Raw genomic sequence first — 16,496 nt, 5'->3', positions numbered from 1 at the left:
CCGGGGTGCCGGCGCCGGGGGCGGCGTCGGGGCGGGCGCGGGCGCCTCGGCGGCGGCCGGGGCGGCCGGTGCCGCCGGGGCGGCCGCGCCGTCCTCGATCACCGCGAGCTCGACGCCGACCTCGACGGTCTCGTCCTCGGCGACCTTGATCGAAGCGAGGACGCCGGACGCCGGCGCCGGGATCTCGGTGTCGACCTTGTCGGTGCTGACCTCGAGGAGTGGCTCGTCGGCCTCGACGCGCTCACCCTCCTGCTTGAGCCACCGGGTGACCGTGCCCTCGGACACGCTCTCGCCCAGACGCGGCATCGTGACGGATACAGACATTCGTGCGGGACTCCTGTGCTGGCTGAGGCCATGTGCGGGCCGTGTCGACTGAGGCCATGTGCGGGCCGGGTGGCACCGCGACCGCGCTGCCCGCGCCGGCCCCGGCCTCCGTGTCGCCCGCCGGACCGCCGAACGGGCGCTTCGGGCCGGTCAGCGGTCAGACGGGCGGCACAGTGCCGAGCTGGCCAGGTGGGCGTGGCCCGGCCGGTGAGACACCCGCGGGACGCGTGCCGGCACCCGACGTGCCTATGCCGGGTGCCGGCGATTGCCTGGCGTTGTTACAAGTGTTGCCTTGGTTCTAGGTCGGGCGAAGCTCGACACCGGGGGCCCGGGGGGCGCCCCCCGGGCAGACACCTGACCGGCCGCCCGGCGAAGTTGGCCGAAGGCCAACGAGCAGGGCCAGCCCAGCGCATGCCGGTCAGTCGTGCAGGTGCAACGGCTTGCCGGCCAGGGCGAGGTGGGCCTCGCCGAGTGCCTCCGACATCGTGGGGTGCGGGTGGATCAGCTGGGCGACGTCGTTCGGGACCGCCTCCCAGTTGGTGATCAGCTGCGCCTCGGCGATCAGCTCGCCCACCCGGTCACCGACCATGTGCACGCCCACCACGGGCCCGTCCTGCCCCTTGAGGGCGATGACGGTGACCGCGCCGGAGGTCTTCAGGATCTGGGACTTCCCGTTGCCGGCGAGGTTGTAGGTCACCTTGGTCACCGCGTCGGCGCCGAACCGCTCCTTGGCGACCGCCTCGGTCAGCCCGACCGAGGCCACCTCCGGGGAGCAGTAGGTGACCCGCGGGACGTTGTCGTAGTCGATCGGGACCGGGTTGAGCCCGGCGAGCTGCTCGGCGACGAAGATGCCCTCCCCGAAGCCGACGTGCGCCAGCTGCAGGCCCGGCCGCAGGTCACCGATCGCCGAGATCGTCGGGATGTTGGTGCGCAGGTTGCGGTCGACGAGCACGAAGCCGCGCTCCATCGCGACGCCGACCTCGTCGTAGCCGAGCCCCTCGGAGACCGGGCCGCGCCCGACCGCGACGAGCAGCAGCTCGGCGTCGAGCGTCGAGCCGTCCTCCAGCGAGACGGTCACGCCGTGGTCGGTGGTCTTCACGCCGGCGAACCGGGTCTTGAGCTTGAACTTGATGCCACGGCGCCGGAAGCCCCGCTCCAGCAGCTTGGAGCTGGACTCATCCTCCAGCGGCACCAGATGCGGCAGCGCCTCGACGATCGTCACGTCGGCGCCGTAGGACCGCCACACCGACGCGAACTCGCAGCCGATGACCCCGCCGCCGAGCACGACGACCGAGCTCGGCACCCGGTCGAGCCCGAGCGCGTCCTCGCTGGTGATGACCCGCTCGTGGTCGAGCTCCAGACCGGGCAGGGAGCGGGAGTAGGAACCGGTGGCGAGGATCACGTGCCGGCCCTCGATCACCCGGCCGTCGACGGCGACCGCGGTCGGCGAGACGAGCTTGCCCTCGCCGGCGACGACCTCGATGCCACGCGCCTTGATCAGACCGGTCAGGCCCTTGAACAGGCCGCCTATGACCCCGTCCTTGTACTGGTTGACCTTGGTCATGTCGATCCCGTTGAAGGTCGACAGGATGCCGAAGGTCTCGCTCTCGTGGATGTTGTCCACGATCTCCGCCGAGTGCAGCAGCGCCTTCGTCGGGATGCACCCGCGGTGCAGGCATGTGCCGCCGAGCTTGTCCTTCTCGACGAGGACAACGCTCAGTCCAAGCTCGGCGGCGCGCAGCGCGGCGGCGTATCCGCCGCTGCCGCCTCCGAGGATGACAAGGTCGACGGGACCGGCCGCAGATTCTGCCACGCCAAGGGCCCCTTCTCGTTACTCGTAGCCGGCAGGGGACCCGGCCGCGATCCTGGTGTGCCGCGTGCCTGGCCGCCCGTGCGGGGCCGGGGCGGGCCCGGGCGGCCCTGTCTTCCCCGCGTGGGGGCGGGCGCCTAAACGGGCGCGTGCCCCACCGCCGGCGCGCCGCCGTCGGGGCGCTGGGCGCCCCGACCGACCTGGTGCCGGGTAAGGCCTGTAAGCCCGGGGTCGAACCCGTTCCGAGCTGGGAATCTCGGCTGGGTTTCGTCAGTGGCGGGCGACGAGCGTGACCAACGTCGCATGTCGGCAGCCGGGACCGGCGCCCGCGGCGCGGCGCCTACTTGGGCGACGACGGGACGAACGGCGGCCGGGCCACCGTCATCGTCGAACGCCGGCCGCGCACGTCGACACTCACCTCGGCGCCCTCCTGCACGGCGCGGTCCAGCAGCGCCAGCCCGATACCGGCTCGCAGCGTGGGCGAGAACGTGCCACTGGTGACCTCGCCGACGTCGGCGCCGGTCGCGTCCAGGACGCGCATGTGCGGCCGGGGGATGCCCCGGTCGGTCGACCTCAGGCCCCACAGCAGCTGGGCCGGGCCGGCCGCCCGCTCGGCCAGCAGCGCGTCGCGGCCCCAGAAGCGCTCCTTGCCCCAGCCGACCGCCCAGCCCGCCCGCGCCCGCAGCGGACTGATCGACAGCGACAGGTCCTGGCCGTGCAGGGGGTAGCCCATCTCGGTGCGCAGCGTGTCGCGGGCACCCAGCCCGCAGGCGCGCCCGCCCAGGCCCCTCGCCGCCGCGAGCACCGCGTCCCAGACCTCGGCCGTGTCGTCCCAGCGGGGCAGCAGCTCGAAGCCGAGCTCCCCGGTGTAGCCCGACCGGCAGACCATCACCGGCCGGCCCTTCCGCTCGGCGTCGCGGAACGTCATGTAGTTGCCGTCAGCCGGCAGGCCGAGAGCGGCCAGCACGTCGGCCGAGCGCGGGCCCTGCACGGCGAGCACGCCATAGGCCGTGTGCAGGTTGGCGACCTCGATCCCGGGGGGCGCCGCGTCGGCCAGCCGGCGCACGACCCCGGTGGTGTTCGCCGCGTTCGGCACCAGGAACACGTCCTCGGCGCCGCGCAGGTAGGTGATCAGATCGTCCACGACGCCGCCGGACTCGTCGCAGCACAGCGTGTACTGGGCCTGCCCCTGGCCGATCCGGGCGAGGTCGTTGGTGAGTGAGGCGTTGACGAACTCGGCCGCCCCCTGGCCGGTGACCCGTCCCTTGCCGAGATGGCTGACGTCGAACACGCCGACGGCCTCCCGCACGGCCCGGTGCTCGGCGAGCACCCCGCCGCCGGCGTACTCGATCGGCATCTCCCAGCCGCCGAACGAGGCCAGCTTGGCGCCGGCGTCGACGTGGCGCTGGAACAGCGGGGTACGCAGCAGGTTCTCGTCGGCCATGGCCGCAGCGTAGCGACCTCCACACCTGCCTACAGGCCCCGCCGCCGTGAGTAAGGCGACCCTGACAGCGAGACCCGTTGGGCTGGCCGCGGCCGACAGCGCGACTCAGCCACCACAGCGAGGCGAGACCGGGAGGGCGCTGGACTTCAACGGATAGGTGCGCCGAGGTCAGACAGGTTGTGGATGATCAGAGTGCGAAGCATCTGATCCTCCACAACCGCACTAGGCTTTGGCCATGACCTCCGCCGCCGCCGCCGCGACTGCCCTCAAGCCCCTGGACGTGGACGCGGTGGTGATCGGCACCGCCGCCGGCGACGACGGGCCGGTGGCGCTCGGCGGCGTGGCGGAGCTGGACGCGGCGCTCGGCGGACGGCTGGCGCGGGTGCTCGCCGACGTCGGCGCCACCGGCCGGGCCGGCGAGGTGGTCCGGTTCGCGACGCTCGGGGCGATCCAGGCGGGCAGCGTCGTCGCCGTCGGGGTCGGCCCGCTGCCGGCCGGCGGCGGGCCCGTCGAGCACGAGGCGCTGCGCCGTGCCGCGGGGGCGGCGACCAGGGCGCTCGCCGGGACCGCCAGGGTCGCGACCACGCTGGCGCTCGCCGGCGGGGCGGCCACGCCCGAGGCGACGCGGGCGGTCGCCGAGGGCTCGCTGCTCGGCGCCTACAGCTTCGACGCGTTCCGGACCACGTCGGCGAAGGGCCGCCCGGCCCCGGTCGAGCAGGTCGTCGTGCTGGTCGACGAGGCGGACCTGGCGACCGCGGCCGACGCCGTCGAGCACGCCGTCGTCGTGGCAGACGCCGTCCGGCTGGTGCGCGACCTGGTGAACACCCCGCCCGGCCACCTGCCTCCGGCCAGGCTCGCGGAGATCGCCGAGCAGGAGGGTGGGGCGGTCGGCCTTCTCGTCGAGGTCCTCGACGAGAAGGAGCTCGCCGACGGCGGGTACGGCGGGCTGCTCGGCGTCGGCCAGGGCTCGGTGAACCCGCCTCGGCTGGTCCGGCTCGAATGGCCGGGGACGGCGGCCGCCGACGGCGAGGCGGGGGAGCCGGCGCTGGCGCTGGTCGGCAAGGGCATCACGTTCGACTCGGGCGGCCTGTCGCTCAAGCCGCCGGCGTCGATGGAATGGATGAAGACCGACATGGCGGGCGCGGCGGCGGTGCTCGCGACGATGGTCGCGGCCGCGAGGCTGCGGCTGCCGGCCCGGGTCGTCGGCTGGCTCGCGTGCGCGGAGAACATGCCGTCCGGCACGGCGATCCGCCCTTCGGACGTGCTCACGCTGCGCGGCGGCACCCGGGTCGAGGTGCTCAACACCGACGCCGAGGGCCGGCTCGTCCTCGGCGACGCTTTGGTGCGGGCCATGGAGGAGTCGCCGGCGATGATCGTCGACGTCGCGACGCTGACCGGGGCGCAGATCGTCGCGCTCGGCCAGCGGACCGCCGGCCTGCTGGGGCGTGACGCGGCGGTCGACGCGGTCGCCACGGCCGCGAAGGCGACCGGGGAGGCGGTCTGGCCCATGCCGATGCCGCCGGAGCTGCGCAAGGTGCTCGACTCGACGGTCGCCGACCTCGCCAACGTGCCGACCAACGGCAGCCGCGACGGTGGCATGATCGTCGCCGGGCACTTCCTGGCCGCGTTCGTGCCGGACGGCGTCGCCTGGGCGCACCTGGACATCGCCGGCCCGTCCTGGAACGGCGGTGAGCCCTACGGCCACACCCCCAAGGCCGGCACCGGTGTGATCACCCGCACCCTCATCCAGCTGGCCGAGGACCGCGCATCCGCCTGACCGGCCCCGGCTGACCGGCCCGGCTGACTGGCACCCGCCAGGGCGGCCCGGCTCAGCGGGCCGGCTCAGCCGAGGACCAGCTCAGTCGAGGACCAGTTCGTAGAGGTAGAGGCCGCCGGAGGCGGCGACGACCAGGCCGCGGGAGTCGGGCAGCCAGGCGCAGTCACGCCCGGCGCCGTCGAACCGCATCAGCGCGACGGGGCCCCAGGCAGCGGTGTCCCAGATCCGGACCGAGCCGTCCCCGCTCGTGCTGGCGACGAAGGCGCCGTCGGGGCTGATCGTGGCGGCGCGCACGGTGTGGGTGTGCCCGGCCAGCACCGGCCCTGGCCGCCAGTCGTCGGTCCACCAGACCCGCAGCGTGTGGTCGGCGCCAGCGGATACCAGGAACCGCCCGTCCGGCGCGACCACGAGGTCGAGTACCTCGTCGGTGTGGCCGGCCAGCAGGGCGAGCTGCGCGTGGCTGCGGACGTTCCAGACGCCGACGCGGCCGTCGTCGCCGCCCGCCGCCACCCAGGCGCCGTCCGGCGCGACCGCGCACGCCTGCGCGCCGCCGCGGTCGAGGGTCCCAAGATCGCCGGTGTAGTAGTACCTCTCGCTGATCTCCGGCCCGCTCCTGGGCGGTCTGGACGGGTCCGAGGACCCGGTCGTCGGCTCGGCCAGGGTGGAGGCGCTCCCGTCCCAGCCGCCCGCCGTGGCGGGGCCGTACGACCTGAGCCACTCGCCGCTGTGGGTGTCCCACATCCGCACGACTCCGTCCGCGCAGGCCCCGAACAGCTGGGAGCCGGCCGGCCCCGCGGCGTAGCCACGCACCTCGCTCGGCGACGCGATCAGCACCCGCGCGGTGCCGGTCGCCGGCTCCCACAGCCGCACGCCGCCGTCCCGGCCGGGCAGCGCCACCCAGCTGTCGTCCGGCGCCACCGCCCCGCCCCTGGTGGGGAACGGGCTCTCGCCCGCCAGCGCCGCGCCCGGCTCGGCGGTGGCCACGTCCCACACCACCGCGCTCCCGTCCTCGGAGATGGAGACGACCCAGCGCCCGTCGGCGCTCGCGACGCACCCACGCATCCCCTCGTCGCGGCCCCCGGAGGTGGTGTCCGGGTCGGCCACCCGGGTGTCCCAGACCCGCAGCACCCCATGCCGGCCGGCGGAGACCAGCCAGGACCCGTCCGCGGCGAGCGCGCAGACGGCCGCCGTCCCACTCGGGCCGACCAGCTGGTGACGGGCTCCGGTCGCCGTGTCCCACAGCCGCACCACCCCGTCGGCCGCGGTCGCGGCGAGCAGGCCGCCGTCCGCGCTGACCGCGCAGTCCCGGGCCGCGCCGCCAGCGCCGAGCTCGTGGCGCGCCACGACCCTCCCGGCCGCCGGATCCCACCGCCTGGCCGTGCCGTCCTCACCCACGGACACCAGCCAGGCCGGCCCGGCGCAGACGGCGAGCCGGCGCACTGGGCCGCGGTGCCCGCTGAGCAGCCCGGTGGGAAGACCGCCGACGCGTGGGTCGAACAGCCGGATCGTCCCGTCCTCGCAGGCCGCGGCCAGCAGCGTTCCGTCCGGGCTGATGGCGCAGGAGCGCACCCGCCGGCCCCGGGTGACCTCGATCGTCTGGACGAGCCGGCCGCTGTTGACCCGCCAGCAGCGGACCGTGCCGTCGTCGCCGCAGGTCGCGAACCAGCGGCCCGACGGCGCCACGGCGACGCCGCGCACGTCGCCGCGGTGGCCGCGCAGCTCGAAGCGGGCCGGACCGCCGGCCGCGTCCCAGATGCGGGCGGTCCCGTCCGCCCCGCCGGAGACGACGAAGCGGCCGTCCGGGGAGATCGCGCAGGCGTGCACGGCGCCGCGATGCCCGGTCAGCACCGCGCGCGCGGTGGCCGCGTCGGCGTCCCAGAGCCGCACGGTGCCGTCGTCGCCGGCGGAGGCCAGCCAGCCGCCGGACGGGGCGACCGCGCACGCGTTGACCGAGCGGTGGTGTCCCTGCAGCACCCGGACGAGGCCGGGGTGCGGCTGGTCGGGCAGGCTCCAGCGGTTGACCAGCCGCGGCCCGGCGAGCGTGGCCGCGAACCGGGCGTGCGCGTCGGCCAGCGCCGGGATGCCGTCGAGCCGGCTGAGCAGCACGGCGTCCAGGGCGCGCGGCGGGTCCGTCGGCCCGAACAGGTGCGCGGTCTGGCGCAGCGCCCGGCGCAGGGCGCGGGGCATCGGGTCGGTGGGCGCGAGCGCGCCGGCCCGCGCCAGGTCCGCGTCCGCGGCGACCAGGCCCAGGCCCGGCCGGGCGAGCTTGGCCGCCGTCCAGCGCAGGTCGCGGGCCAGGGCGAGCACCTCGTCGGGCCGGCCGGCGCCAGCCAGGTGGGTGGCCAGATGGGTCCACAGGTAACCGGCGTCGTCGCGAAGCTCCCACCACGCGGCCGGCTCGGTCGGCGCGCCGGCCCCGCCGGGCCCGAGCAGCCAGGCCCGTGCCGCGTCGCACAGTTCGCCGTGCAGCTCCCGCAGCCGGCGCGGGCCGACCTCGGCGCGCAGGTAGGAGCGCAGCACGTCCTGCAGCAGCAGGGCCGGTGGGTCGCGGCGGTAGGCGAGCACCAGGGACAGGTCGGCGAGCTCCTGGCACAGGTCGTCGGCCTCGTCCTCGCTGAGGGCGCCCGTGGCGGCCCAGTAGGCGTTGAGCACCTGGCCGGGGATCTCGACGTCCTCCGGGAAGATCGCGAGTTCCAGGTACCGGTCGTGCTCGTCGCCGGTGAGCAGCGCGAGGCTCGCCGACAGCGTCGCCCGGACCGCCTGGTTGCGGTCCTCCAGCCGGGTGACGTCGAAGGCGGTCGGGCCGCGCCGCGCGAGCCGGCCGAGGACCTTGTCGGCGGCGCGCGCCGGCTCGACGCCGCCGCGCACCTCCCGGACCAGCGCCCGGTTGACCAGCCGCAGCAGCACCGGCCAGCGGCCGGTCGCGTCCAGCAGCCGCCACACCCGGTCGGCCGGCAGCGCCGCGCCCGTCGGCGTGTCGAGGGCGGCGGCCCCCGGGGGCGGCGTCGGCGGGGACCCGGCGCCGGACGGGTCGGCCGCCGAGCCGGCCGCGAGGTCCTGGGCGAGCAGCCGGACGGCCTCGGCGTCGGCCATCGCCCCGACCTCGACGGTGTCCGTGGTGGCCATGTCCACGGGCAGGTCGCGCATCCGGGTGGTGACCAGCCGGACACAGCCCGGGCCACCCTGCAGGAACGGCGCGAGCTGGGCGCGGGTCCACACGTCGTCGACGACCATCAGCCGGGCGGCCGAGCCGAGCAGCTCGCCGAGGCGGAACCCGGCCTGCTCCGGGTCCGCGAGTGCCGGGCGGGTGCCGGACAGCGCCTCGCTCAGGTCATTGATCTTGTCGGCGAGGCTCGCCCCGCCCACCGCCTCGCCGAGGGTCACCCACAGCACCCCGCCGGGGAAGGCGTCGGGTATCTCCGGCTGCCGGCACACCTCGGCGGCCAGCGTCGTCTTGCCGAAACCACCCACTCCGCGCAGCACCACGACCCGCGCCGCCGGCGCCGCCTGGCCGGCGGTCGCCGCCGGTCCCTCGGGCGCGTGGGTTCCCGTCGACGCGGGTAGCGCGGGGACCGCGGGCGGCCGGGCGACCGGCCGGAGGACGGGCAGCGCCTCGCCCAGGGCGGCCGGTGGGACGGCGGGAACGCCACGGCGGTCCAGCAGCCGGGCGAGGACGGTGCCGGTCAGCTCGGGCCGGGCGACCACCTTGCCGTGCCGGGACGGCACCATCCAGGGCCGGCGGGGGCCGGTACGCAGGGCCGGCCGGTCGGGGACGACCGCGGCCAGGTCGGCCGGCACGAGGGAGTCATCCATCGCCAGGGCGGGCAGGGCGGCGAGCGCGCTGAGCTGGCGTTCGCGGAGCTTGACCAGCGCGTCGAGGACGGCGGTCTCCAGGTCGGCGGGCGTGTGGAAGACCGCGATGATGATGCCCGAGTCGGTCAGCCGGGTGCGGAACCGCCGCTGGCGGTCGCCGTGGACCGGGTCCGAGAACGCCTGAATAGGGACGAGAGCGTCGTCCGCGAGCAGGAACACCAGCCGCGGAATTCCGCCTTCCGTTGCCGCCTCGAACTCCAGCTCGGTATAGGAGAGGTCGGGCCGCTCCCGGGTCGGCGAGCCGTAGCGGAAGCCGATGAGGCCGACGTACACGTCGCTCGCCCTGACCTGCTCGACGCAGAAGGCCGCCGGCGGGTCGTCGCGGGCGCCAAAGGTGGCCATGTCCACGGCGACGTCGCCCGCGCGGGCGAGGGCGCGCTCGGCCGCGGCCACATACGACTGCTCGCGTGGGTACTGCCGCAGCTCCGCGGTATGGCTCAGGAAGACCCGCCGCGGGCCGCCCATAGGCCGCCCTGGCGTTTTCCCCCATCCAGCCGGAACCATGACCACATCCGGAAACTACCGTCTCGGCCGCCGCCGCATTGCTGGCTTGCGGCTGGCTTGCGCGCCCGCGAGGGTCGCCGTCGATGTGTCCGCCTCGGCGATAGGGCTGGTGTTTTGATTTCCGCTTTGGGGCGGGTCAGTTGCGTGACCAGGCTGTTCAACGGTCCGCTCGCCGCTGGCATCCGGATCACTCGGATCAACCGGATCGCTCGGATTACCCGGATTACCCGGATTACCTGGGACGCCGCGTCGCCGGCGCCGTGACCGGCTGGCCCGGTCGTCACCAGGGCGGGCGGCCCGGCGCGCGGACGATCGGGTAGTAAGGACCTCGTGGAGAACCCGCAGAGCGCCCTGGCCGGCACGGCACCGCCCGCGGCGGCCGACTGGGTGTCCGTCGCCCACGAGATCGGCGACGTGCCCGAGCCGGACGCCGCCGTCGCCGCCGCGGAACAGGCCGCCGCCCGCCGCCGCGCCCGCGCGCTCGACCTGCCCGCCGACGCGCTCGGCCGCCTCGGCGACGTGGCCGTCTGGCTCGCCGCGGCGCAGGGGGTGTCGCCGCCCCGCCCGATCACCAGGGCGCGGGCCGTCCTCGTCGCCGCCGACCACGGCATCGCGGACGCCGGCCTGTACCCCTGGCCAGCCGGCGCCACCGCGCGCCGGATCGCCGCGGTCGAGTCCGGCGCCTCGGCGCTCGCCGTCCTCGCCCGCCGGGCGGGGATCGGCCTGCGGCTGGTCGACGTCGCCGTCGCCGCCCCCGCCGCCTCCGATGCCTCCGCCCCTGACACGCCCGCCTCTGGCGACGTGGTCCCCGATGACGTCGCCTCCACTCCCGACGCCTCCACTCCCGACGTCGCCGCTCCCGCTGATGTCGTCTCCGCCGGGCTGGGAGAAGCCGAGGCCCCGACGGGCGACGTCGTCGTCGCCGCTCCCACCGTCGTCGAGGACGCCGGCGCCGACGACGTCGCCGGCGCCGACGACGTCGCCGCGGAAGCTGACGCCGCGGAAGCCGCCGCCGTCGCCGGGCCGGGGGACCCGGGCGCCGAGAGCCCAGCGGGACCGCCCGCCAAGGCCGGCTACCGGGTCCGGCCGGGCAACGGCCGGATCGATCGGGAGGACGCGCTGTCCGTCGCCGAGGTCGACCGGGCGCTCGCGGTCGGCCGGCGGCTGGCCGACGAGGAGATCGACGCGGGCGCCGACCTGCTGGTGACCGGCGCCCTCGGCGTGGGTGCCGACACGGCGGCGGCGGTCGTCGTCGCGGCGCTGCGCGACGCCGAGCCGATCGACGTGGTCGACCGCGGTGACGGCGGTGACGACGAACGCTGGATGCTGCGCACCGCCGCGATCCGGGACGCGCTGCGGCGTACCCGTCCCTTCGCGACCGCCCCCCGCTCGGTGCTGCGGGTCGCCGGCGGCGCCGATCTCGCGGCCCTGGCCGGCCTGCTGGTCCAGGCGGCGCTGCGGCGAACACCGGTGATTATCGACGGCCGGGCGGCCTGCGCCGCGGCGCTCGCCGCCGAGCGGATGGCGCCCGGGGCGCGGGCCTGGTGGCTGGTGGGCGGGGACTGCCCCGACCCGGCCGCCCGGCAGGCGGTCGCCGCCCTCGGCCTGACCCCGCTCGTCGACCTCGGGATCCGCGCCGAGGACGGAACCGGCGCGCTCGCCGCCGCGGCGCTCGCCATGGTCGCGGTCGAGACCGCCGCCGACCTCGAGGCCGCCGCCGCGGCCGCGCCGCTTCCCGGCGGCGTGGACACGGCGGACGTGACCTGACCGGCCGTCGATGAGCATCCGTTCGGCGCTCGCCGTCGTGGCGGCCATTCCCACGCGCGCGGCGCGGCCGGTGAGCCCGCGCGCGGCGAGCCGGCTGACCGCGCTCCTGCCTCTTGGTGGCCTGCTGCTCGGCCTGGTCGCCGCCGTGCTCGTCGTCGCCACGCGGGTCTGGTCGAAGCCGCCCGCCGGGCCACCGCAGCAGCTGCTGCCGGCGGTGGTGGGGCTCGCGACGCTGGCCGCCGCCACCGGGGCACGCCACCTGGCCGGCCTCGCGGCGGTGGCGGACGCGCTGGCCGCCGGGCGCGCGGGCCGGGTCTGGCCGGGGCGGGCGGGCGCGCCGGAGCCTGGCCGCGCCGGAGCCGGCGCCGCGCTCGCCGGACAGGCGGGACACGTCCGCGCGCCCGGCGCCGGTGGACGGCGCGCCGGTGGATGGGAGGCCGGCGGACGGGAGGAGGCCGCTGGCGTGGTCGCGACCGCCCCGGCCGGCGGCGCCGCGCCCGGCGGGTGGGTGCCGGCGCCACCGGCCGCGCTCGGCGCCGTGGGTGCCGTCACGGTGCTGTTCGTCGTGCTGATCCAGGTCTGCGCGCTGTACACGGCGATCGTCGCGCATCGGGGCACGGTGAGCGTGCTCGTGGCCTGCATGGCCAGCCGGCTGGCGATCACACTCGCCTGCGCCGGGCGCCACCCGGCCGGCCTGGCGGACGACCTGTCGGACCTCCCGCGCGCCGTGGCGTCCGGCCCGGCGGAGGGCGGGCCGGCGCGGCGGGTCGTGGTCGGGCCGGTCTCGCCGCCCGCGGCCCTGCTCGCGGTGGTCGTGGCCATCGGGCTGGCCGCCCTCGCCGGGCGGCTCGACTACGACGGCGGCGACCCGAGCCGGGCGCTGCGGGCGGTGTTCGCGCTCGCCGCCGCGACCGCCGTCGGCCTGCTCGTCCGCCGTTACCTGACCCGCCGCTTCGCCGGCCTGTCCGAGCCGGTCCTCGGCGCCCTGGTCGAGCTGACCACCGCGGTCGCCCTGGTGTCGATGGCCTTCACGGTTCCCTACCAGATCCAGAACGCTCTCAACGTCCCCTGACCCAACGTCCCCTGACCGCCGCGAGGCCGGCGTGCTCAACCCAGGGTCGGTGGCGCGAACGCGGCGCCGGCGGAGGCGAGCAGGGTCAGCGCGACGGCGAGGACGGAAGCGAGATCCCGTCGCGCCGCCGGCGCCGCGGCGCCGGAGCGCGCGGGACGGCCGGTGGCGAGGACGACCAGCGCGACGGTGGCGGCGACGACGGCGAGCCGGGCCGGCACGCCGTCGGCGGGCACGGTCGCGAGCCCGGCGTAGAGCCCCACGAGCACGGCGAACGCGCGTACCCCGGACCGGGCCGAGCCCGGCCGGCCTGCTCGGTGGGCTGGCGCTGTCCGACACGTCATGGGATCGGTGTACCCAGGCCAGGCCCGCCGGACGCCGCCGCGGCATGGGGCAGCCGCGATCGCGAAGAATTCCGGCACATTTCAACGGCGACCATCCGCTGTTCATCGATTCACCCGTGTTTTTCGGATTTCTTGGCCGCTAGGTTTGCGCGGGGCTCGACCTGTGTCCTGACAACCGTTTCGTGAATTAGCGGAGGTTTCGGGTGGACAGACGGATTTTCCTGCGTTCGGCGGTTGTCGGCGCTGGAGCGGCGGCGTTCGCGGGCGCGACCTGGGAGGCCGCGCTGGCCGCGCCCGCGCAGCCGGGCACCGGTCCCTATGGCGCGCTGGCCGCCGCGGACGCGAACGGCGTGCGGCTTCCGGCCGGATTCACCAGCAGGATCGTCGCCCGCTCCGGGCAGACCGTCGCCGGCACCGGCTACGCGTGGCACAGCGCGCCGGACGGCGGTGCCTGCTTCACGAGCGGCGGTGGCGGCTGGATGTACGTCTCGAACTCGGAGGTCTCCAGCGGGGGCGCCTCGGTCCTGCGGTTCAACTCGTCCGGGACGATCGTCTCCGCCCAGCGGCTGCTGTCCGGCACGAGCAGCAACTGCGCCGGGGGAGCCACCCCGTGGGGGACCTGGCTGTCCTGCGAGGAGACCTCCACGGGCCGGGTCTGGGAGACCTACCCGGCGACCGGGGCCACCGCCGTCGCGCGGCCCGCGATGGGCCGCTTCAGCCACGAGGCGGCCGCCTGCGACCCGGTCCGCCAGGTCGTCTACCTCACCGAGGACCAGACCGACGGCTGTTTCTACCGCTTCCGGCCCACCACCTGGGGCAACCTGTCCGCGGGCACCCTCGAGGTGCTGTGCGCCGGGACGGCGACGTCGGGGACCGCCACGTGGGCGGCGGTCCCGGATCCGGACGGCTCACCGACCGCGACCCGCAGGCAGGTCTCCGCCGCCAAGAAGTTCAACGGCGGCGAGGGGGTGTACTACGCGAACGGTTTCGTGTGGTGGACGACCAAGGGCGACAACCGGGTCTGGAAACTCAACTGCGCGACCAACGCGTTCGAGCTCGCCTATGACGACTCGCTGGTCACCGGCGGCACGGCGCCGCTGACCGGCGTCGACAACATCACCGGGTCCAGCTATGGCGACCTTTATGTCGCCGAGGACGGCGGCAACCTGGAGATCTGCGTCATCACCCCGAACGCGGTCGTCGCCCCGTTCCTGCGCCTCGCCGGTCACGGCTCGTCCGAGATCACGGGTCCGGCGTTCTCGCCGGACGGGTCCAGGCTCTACTTCTCGTCCCAGCGCGGCACCACCGGCTCCTCGTCCAACGGCGTCACGTTCGAGGTGACCGGCCCGTTCCGGCGCTGAGGCGTCCCCGGTGGGGCGGCCGCGGCGATGTCAGCCCCGCTGCCCCACCGGGGTCGTTCGCGGCCTGGCCACGACGGCGCGCGTGCCCGCGGTGACGTCCAGGACCGTGCCGTCGGGCAGCAGGTCCACCCCGCTCGCCGCCAGCCGGCGGGCCAGCTCCGGTCCCGGCGGGTTGCGATGGCTCAGGTGCACGGCGACGACGGTGGAATGGTCGACGAGTGCCCCGTTCGCGCGCAGCGCCGCGACGGTGGCCGCGAACGTCTCGAGGTCAAGGTGCTCGCCGAAGCCGGGCCGGTCGCCGTTGTTCTCCTCGACCAGCGCGACGTCGAAGGCCCGCCCGGCCAGGGCATCGACGGTCCCGGCAGGCAGCGGGCCGGTGTCGCAGGCGTAGAGCAGCCTGGCGCCGTCCGGGCCGGTGAGGTCGTAGAGCACCGCGGGGCCGATCGACGAGTCCCCGTGCGCCGCCGGCACCGGGGCGAGCAGGTAGCCGTCGGGGCCGCCGAGCCGCACGGGCCGCCCGGCCACGGCCGCCAGCGGGCGCAGCGGCGTGCCCGGGGCGCCCAGCTCGCGGCCCTCCCAGCGGGCCAGGAAGGCGCCGATGACGTCGAGCACGGCCGGGGGGCCGACGACGTCGAGCGGCCGGTCGGCGGCGGTGGTCCACGAGCGCCACATCAGCGCCTCGGGCCCGAGGTGATCCGGGTGGGCGTGCCCGACCACGAGATGGCGCAGCTGGCCCAGCGAGAGGCCGAACCGGGCGGCCGAGCGGGGTACGTCCGGCCCGGCGTCGATGAGCAGGGCGTCGTCGACCAGCACCCCCGTCTGCGCGCGACAGGTGCCCGTCTCGCGCGCCCAGGCGCACGACGGGCAGTCGCACCACGGGTTCGGCCAGCCGTCGGCCGAGCCCGTGCCGAGCAGGGTGACGCGCATGCCTGGCGAGAACGCGGGCGGCTACGGGTGCGGGTGGCGCTTGCGCTCCGCGAGCGTCATCAGCGTCAGCACGATGCCGAGCAGGATGATCGACCCGAAGGTGAGGACCGCCACGAGCCAGGGGGCGTACCCACTGTCGCTGTGGTGGGCCGTCTCGGCGAGCAGGGTGACCACGTGCACGTCCTCCGCTTTCTGATCTGACCGTTGGCCGGCTGGCCTGGCCTGGACGGCCGGCCCGACCTGGCGGCCTGGGTGGCTGCCCGGGGGGCGGGTGGGTGGTTACGTAGGTTAGCCGAGTTTGGCGGGTCGGGCGGTCTCGCGAGGTGGACGGTCTCGGTACGGCTCGGGTCGCGCGGGGGCGGTTGGATGGACCAGCGAGTGGGCCATGACGAAGGGAGCGCGCGATGAGCTGGACCTGGCGGTATGAGGGGGACGACGGCGCGGTGGTCACCGTGGCGGGGGCGTCGGGGTCGGAGTCGTTCTCGAGCCAGGGGGACGCGGAGACCTGGATCGGCGAGATGTGGAGCGAACTGCTGGAGGGGGGTGTCACCCAGGTCACGCTGTGCGACGACGCTCGGCGGGTCTACGGGCCGATGAGTCTGCGCCCGACGACCTGACCGCGGCGCCATCCGGGTGCTGCCCGCCCGAGGGAGAGTCGGCTAACAAAGTTAGCCTGCCCGGTTGACGGGGCTAACGCTGTTAGCCCAGGATGGGCTAACAGCGTTAGCCGTCGAAGGAGCCGTCATGACCGACCTCCCCGCCACCGAGCCCACCCCGGTCGACCGGCCGCACTACCGGGCGCCCGGCCTGTTCACCCGCGCGGTCTTCAACAGGCTCGTCGCGGCGCTGACCCGCGCCGGGGTGAGCGTGCTGGGCAGCCGGGTGCTGGAGGTGCGCGGCCGGACCAGCGGGCAGCCCCGGCGCACGCCGGTCAACCTGCTCGCGCTGGACGGCCGGGAGTACCTCGTCTCGCCCCGTGGCCACACCCAGTGGGTACGCAACGCCCGGGCGGCCGGCGGCGAGCTCGACCTGCTCCTCGGCCGCCGCAGGGCGCACTACCGGGCCACCGAGCTGGCCGACGAAGAGAAGGTCCCGGTGCTGCGCGCCTACCTGCGCCGGTGGAAGGCGGAGGTCGGGGTCTTCTTCGGCGGGGTCGGCCCCGACTCGTCCGACGAGGAGCTCGCCGCGATCGCGCACCGCCACCCGGCGTTCGTCCTGGAGAGGATCCCCGCGTGACCCGCTCGTCCTCCCTGCCCGGCGCCGGCCCGGCCCTGGACGAAGGCGCCGGGCGCGGGG

At 75.8% G+C, this 16,496-nt stretch carries 13 protein-coding genes; 6 read left to right on the top strand and 7 right to left on the bottom strand.

Translation table 11 applies throughout. The annotated features are described in order from the left end of the window. From I6A81_RS31480 to gcvT, 3 genes are all read right to left on the bottom strand, one after another. Positions 1-324 (bottom strand): biotin/lipoyl-containing protein (locus tag I6A81_RS31480; protein ID WP_285223085.1); only part of this gene is annotated, 324 nt, incomplete at its 3' end. A gap of 418 nt (positions 325-742) precedes the next feature. Continuing rightward, complete coding sequence (lpdA, locus tag I6A81_RS31475; RefSeq protein WP_203004795.1) at positions 743-2,137, bottom strand: dihydrolipoyl dehydrogenase; 1,395 nt, start codon at positions 2,135-2,137, stop codon at positions 743-745. 337 nt (positions 2,138-2,474) lie between these two features. Next, positions 2,475-3,578, bottom strand: a complete 1,104-nt coding sequence (gene gcvT, locus I6A81_RS31470) for a glycine cleavage system aminomethyltransferase GcvT (RefSeq protein WP_203004796.1) — start codon at positions 3,576-3,578, stop codon at positions 2,475-2,477. Positions 3,579-3,813: 235 nt separating this feature from the next. On the opposite strand from gcvT, the gene I6A81_RS31465 reads away from it, so the two are divergent. Beyond that, positions 3,814-5,355: a leucyl aminopeptidase gene (locus I6A81_RS31465; RefSeq protein ID WP_203004797.1), complete on the top strand. Its 1,542-nt coding sequence runs from the start codon at positions 3,814-3,816 to the stop codon at positions 5,353-5,355. Positions 5,356-5,436: 81 nt separating this feature from the next. Here the strand turns inward: I6A81_RS31465 and I6A81_RS31460 are convergent, their stop codons facing one another. Then, positions 5,437-9,693, bottom strand: a complete 4,257-nt coding sequence (locus I6A81_RS31460; protein WP_238429671.1) for a WD40 domain-containing protein — start codon at positions 9,691-9,693, stop codon at positions 5,437-5,439. Between the two features lie 369 nt (positions 9,694-10,062). Here I6A81_RS31460 and I6A81_RS31455 point away from each other — a divergent pair, with 369 nt between their 5' ends. Both I6A81_RS31455 and I6A81_RS31450 read left to right on the top strand, forming a co-directional pair. Beyond that, a complete protein-coding gene (locus tag I6A81_RS31455; RefSeq protein WP_307875037.1) occupies positions 10,063-11,499 on the top strand; it encodes a nicotinate-nucleotide--dimethylbenzimidazole phosphoribosyltransferase in 1,437 nt (478 codons plus the stop codon). Positions 11,500-11,509: 10 nt separating this feature from the next. Next, positions 11,510-12,571, top strand: a complete 1,062-nt coding sequence (locus tag I6A81_RS31450) for an adenosylcobinamide-GDP ribazoletransferase (protein WP_203004799.1) — start codon at positions 11,510-11,512, stop codon at positions 12,569-12,571. A 35-nt stretch (positions 12,572-12,606) separates the two neighbouring features. Here I6A81_RS31450 and I6A81_RS31445 read toward each other — a convergent pair whose 3' ends face one another. Further along, on the bottom strand, positions 12,607-12,912 hold the full coding sequence (locus I6A81_RS31445) for a hypothetical protein (protein WP_203004800.1): 306 nt from the start codon (positions 12,910-12,912) through the stop codon (positions 12,607-12,609). A 203-nt stretch (positions 12,913-13,115) separates the two neighbouring features. On the opposite strand from I6A81_RS31445, the gene I6A81_RS31440 reads away from it, so the two are divergent. After that, positions 13,116-14,273 carry an alkaline phosphatase PhoX gene (locus I6A81_RS31440; protein WP_203004801.1) on the top strand — a complete coding sequence of 386 codons (1,158 nt, stop codon included), beginning with the start codon at positions 13,116-13,118 and terminating at the stop codon, positions 14,271-14,273. A 30-nt stretch (positions 14,274-14,303) separates the two neighbouring features. On the opposite strand, the gene I6A81_RS31435 is transcribed toward I6A81_RS31440, so the two are convergent. Next, entirely contained in the window at positions 14,304-15,200 is an 897-nt protein-coding gene (locus I6A81_RS31435; RefSeq protein ID WP_203004802.1) for an MBL fold metallo-hydrolase, read from the bottom strand. Between the two features lie 21 nt (positions 15,201-15,221). Beyond that, the gene (locus I6A81_RS31430; protein WP_203004817.1) at positions 15,222-15,380 is read right to left on the bottom strand and encodes a hypothetical protein; all 159 of its coding nucleotides are present in this window, start codon (positions 15,378-15,380) and stop codon (positions 15,222-15,224) included. Positions 15,381-15,604: 224 nt separating this feature from the next. Here I6A81_RS31430 and I6A81_RS31425 point away from each other — a divergent pair, with 224 nt between their 5' ends. Together I6A81_RS31425 and I6A81_RS31420 are read left to right on the top strand one after the other, a co-directional pair. Beyond that, positions 15,605-15,817: a hypothetical protein gene (locus I6A81_RS31425; protein WP_203004803.1), complete on the top strand. Its 213-nt coding sequence runs from the start codon at positions 15,605-15,607 to the stop codon at positions 15,815-15,817. A 127-nt stretch (positions 15,818-15,944) separates the two neighbouring features. Beyond that, positions 15,945-16,436, top strand: a complete 492-nt coding sequence (locus I6A81_RS31420; RefSeq protein WP_203004804.1) for a nitroreductase/quinone reductase family protein — start codon at positions 15,945-15,947, stop codon at positions 16,434-16,436. The last annotated feature ends 60 nt before the right edge of the window (positions 16,437-16,496 follow it).

Origin of the sequence: Frankia nepalensis (assembly GCF_016786325.1) — a bacterium.
Classification (GTDB): Bacteria; Actinomycetota; Actinomycetes; order Frankiales; family Frankiaceae; genus Pseudofrankia; species Pseudofrankia nepalensis.
The sequence above is the reverse complement of the archived record's forward strand: the minus strand, read 5'-3'. Positions and strand labels throughout refer to the sequence as shown.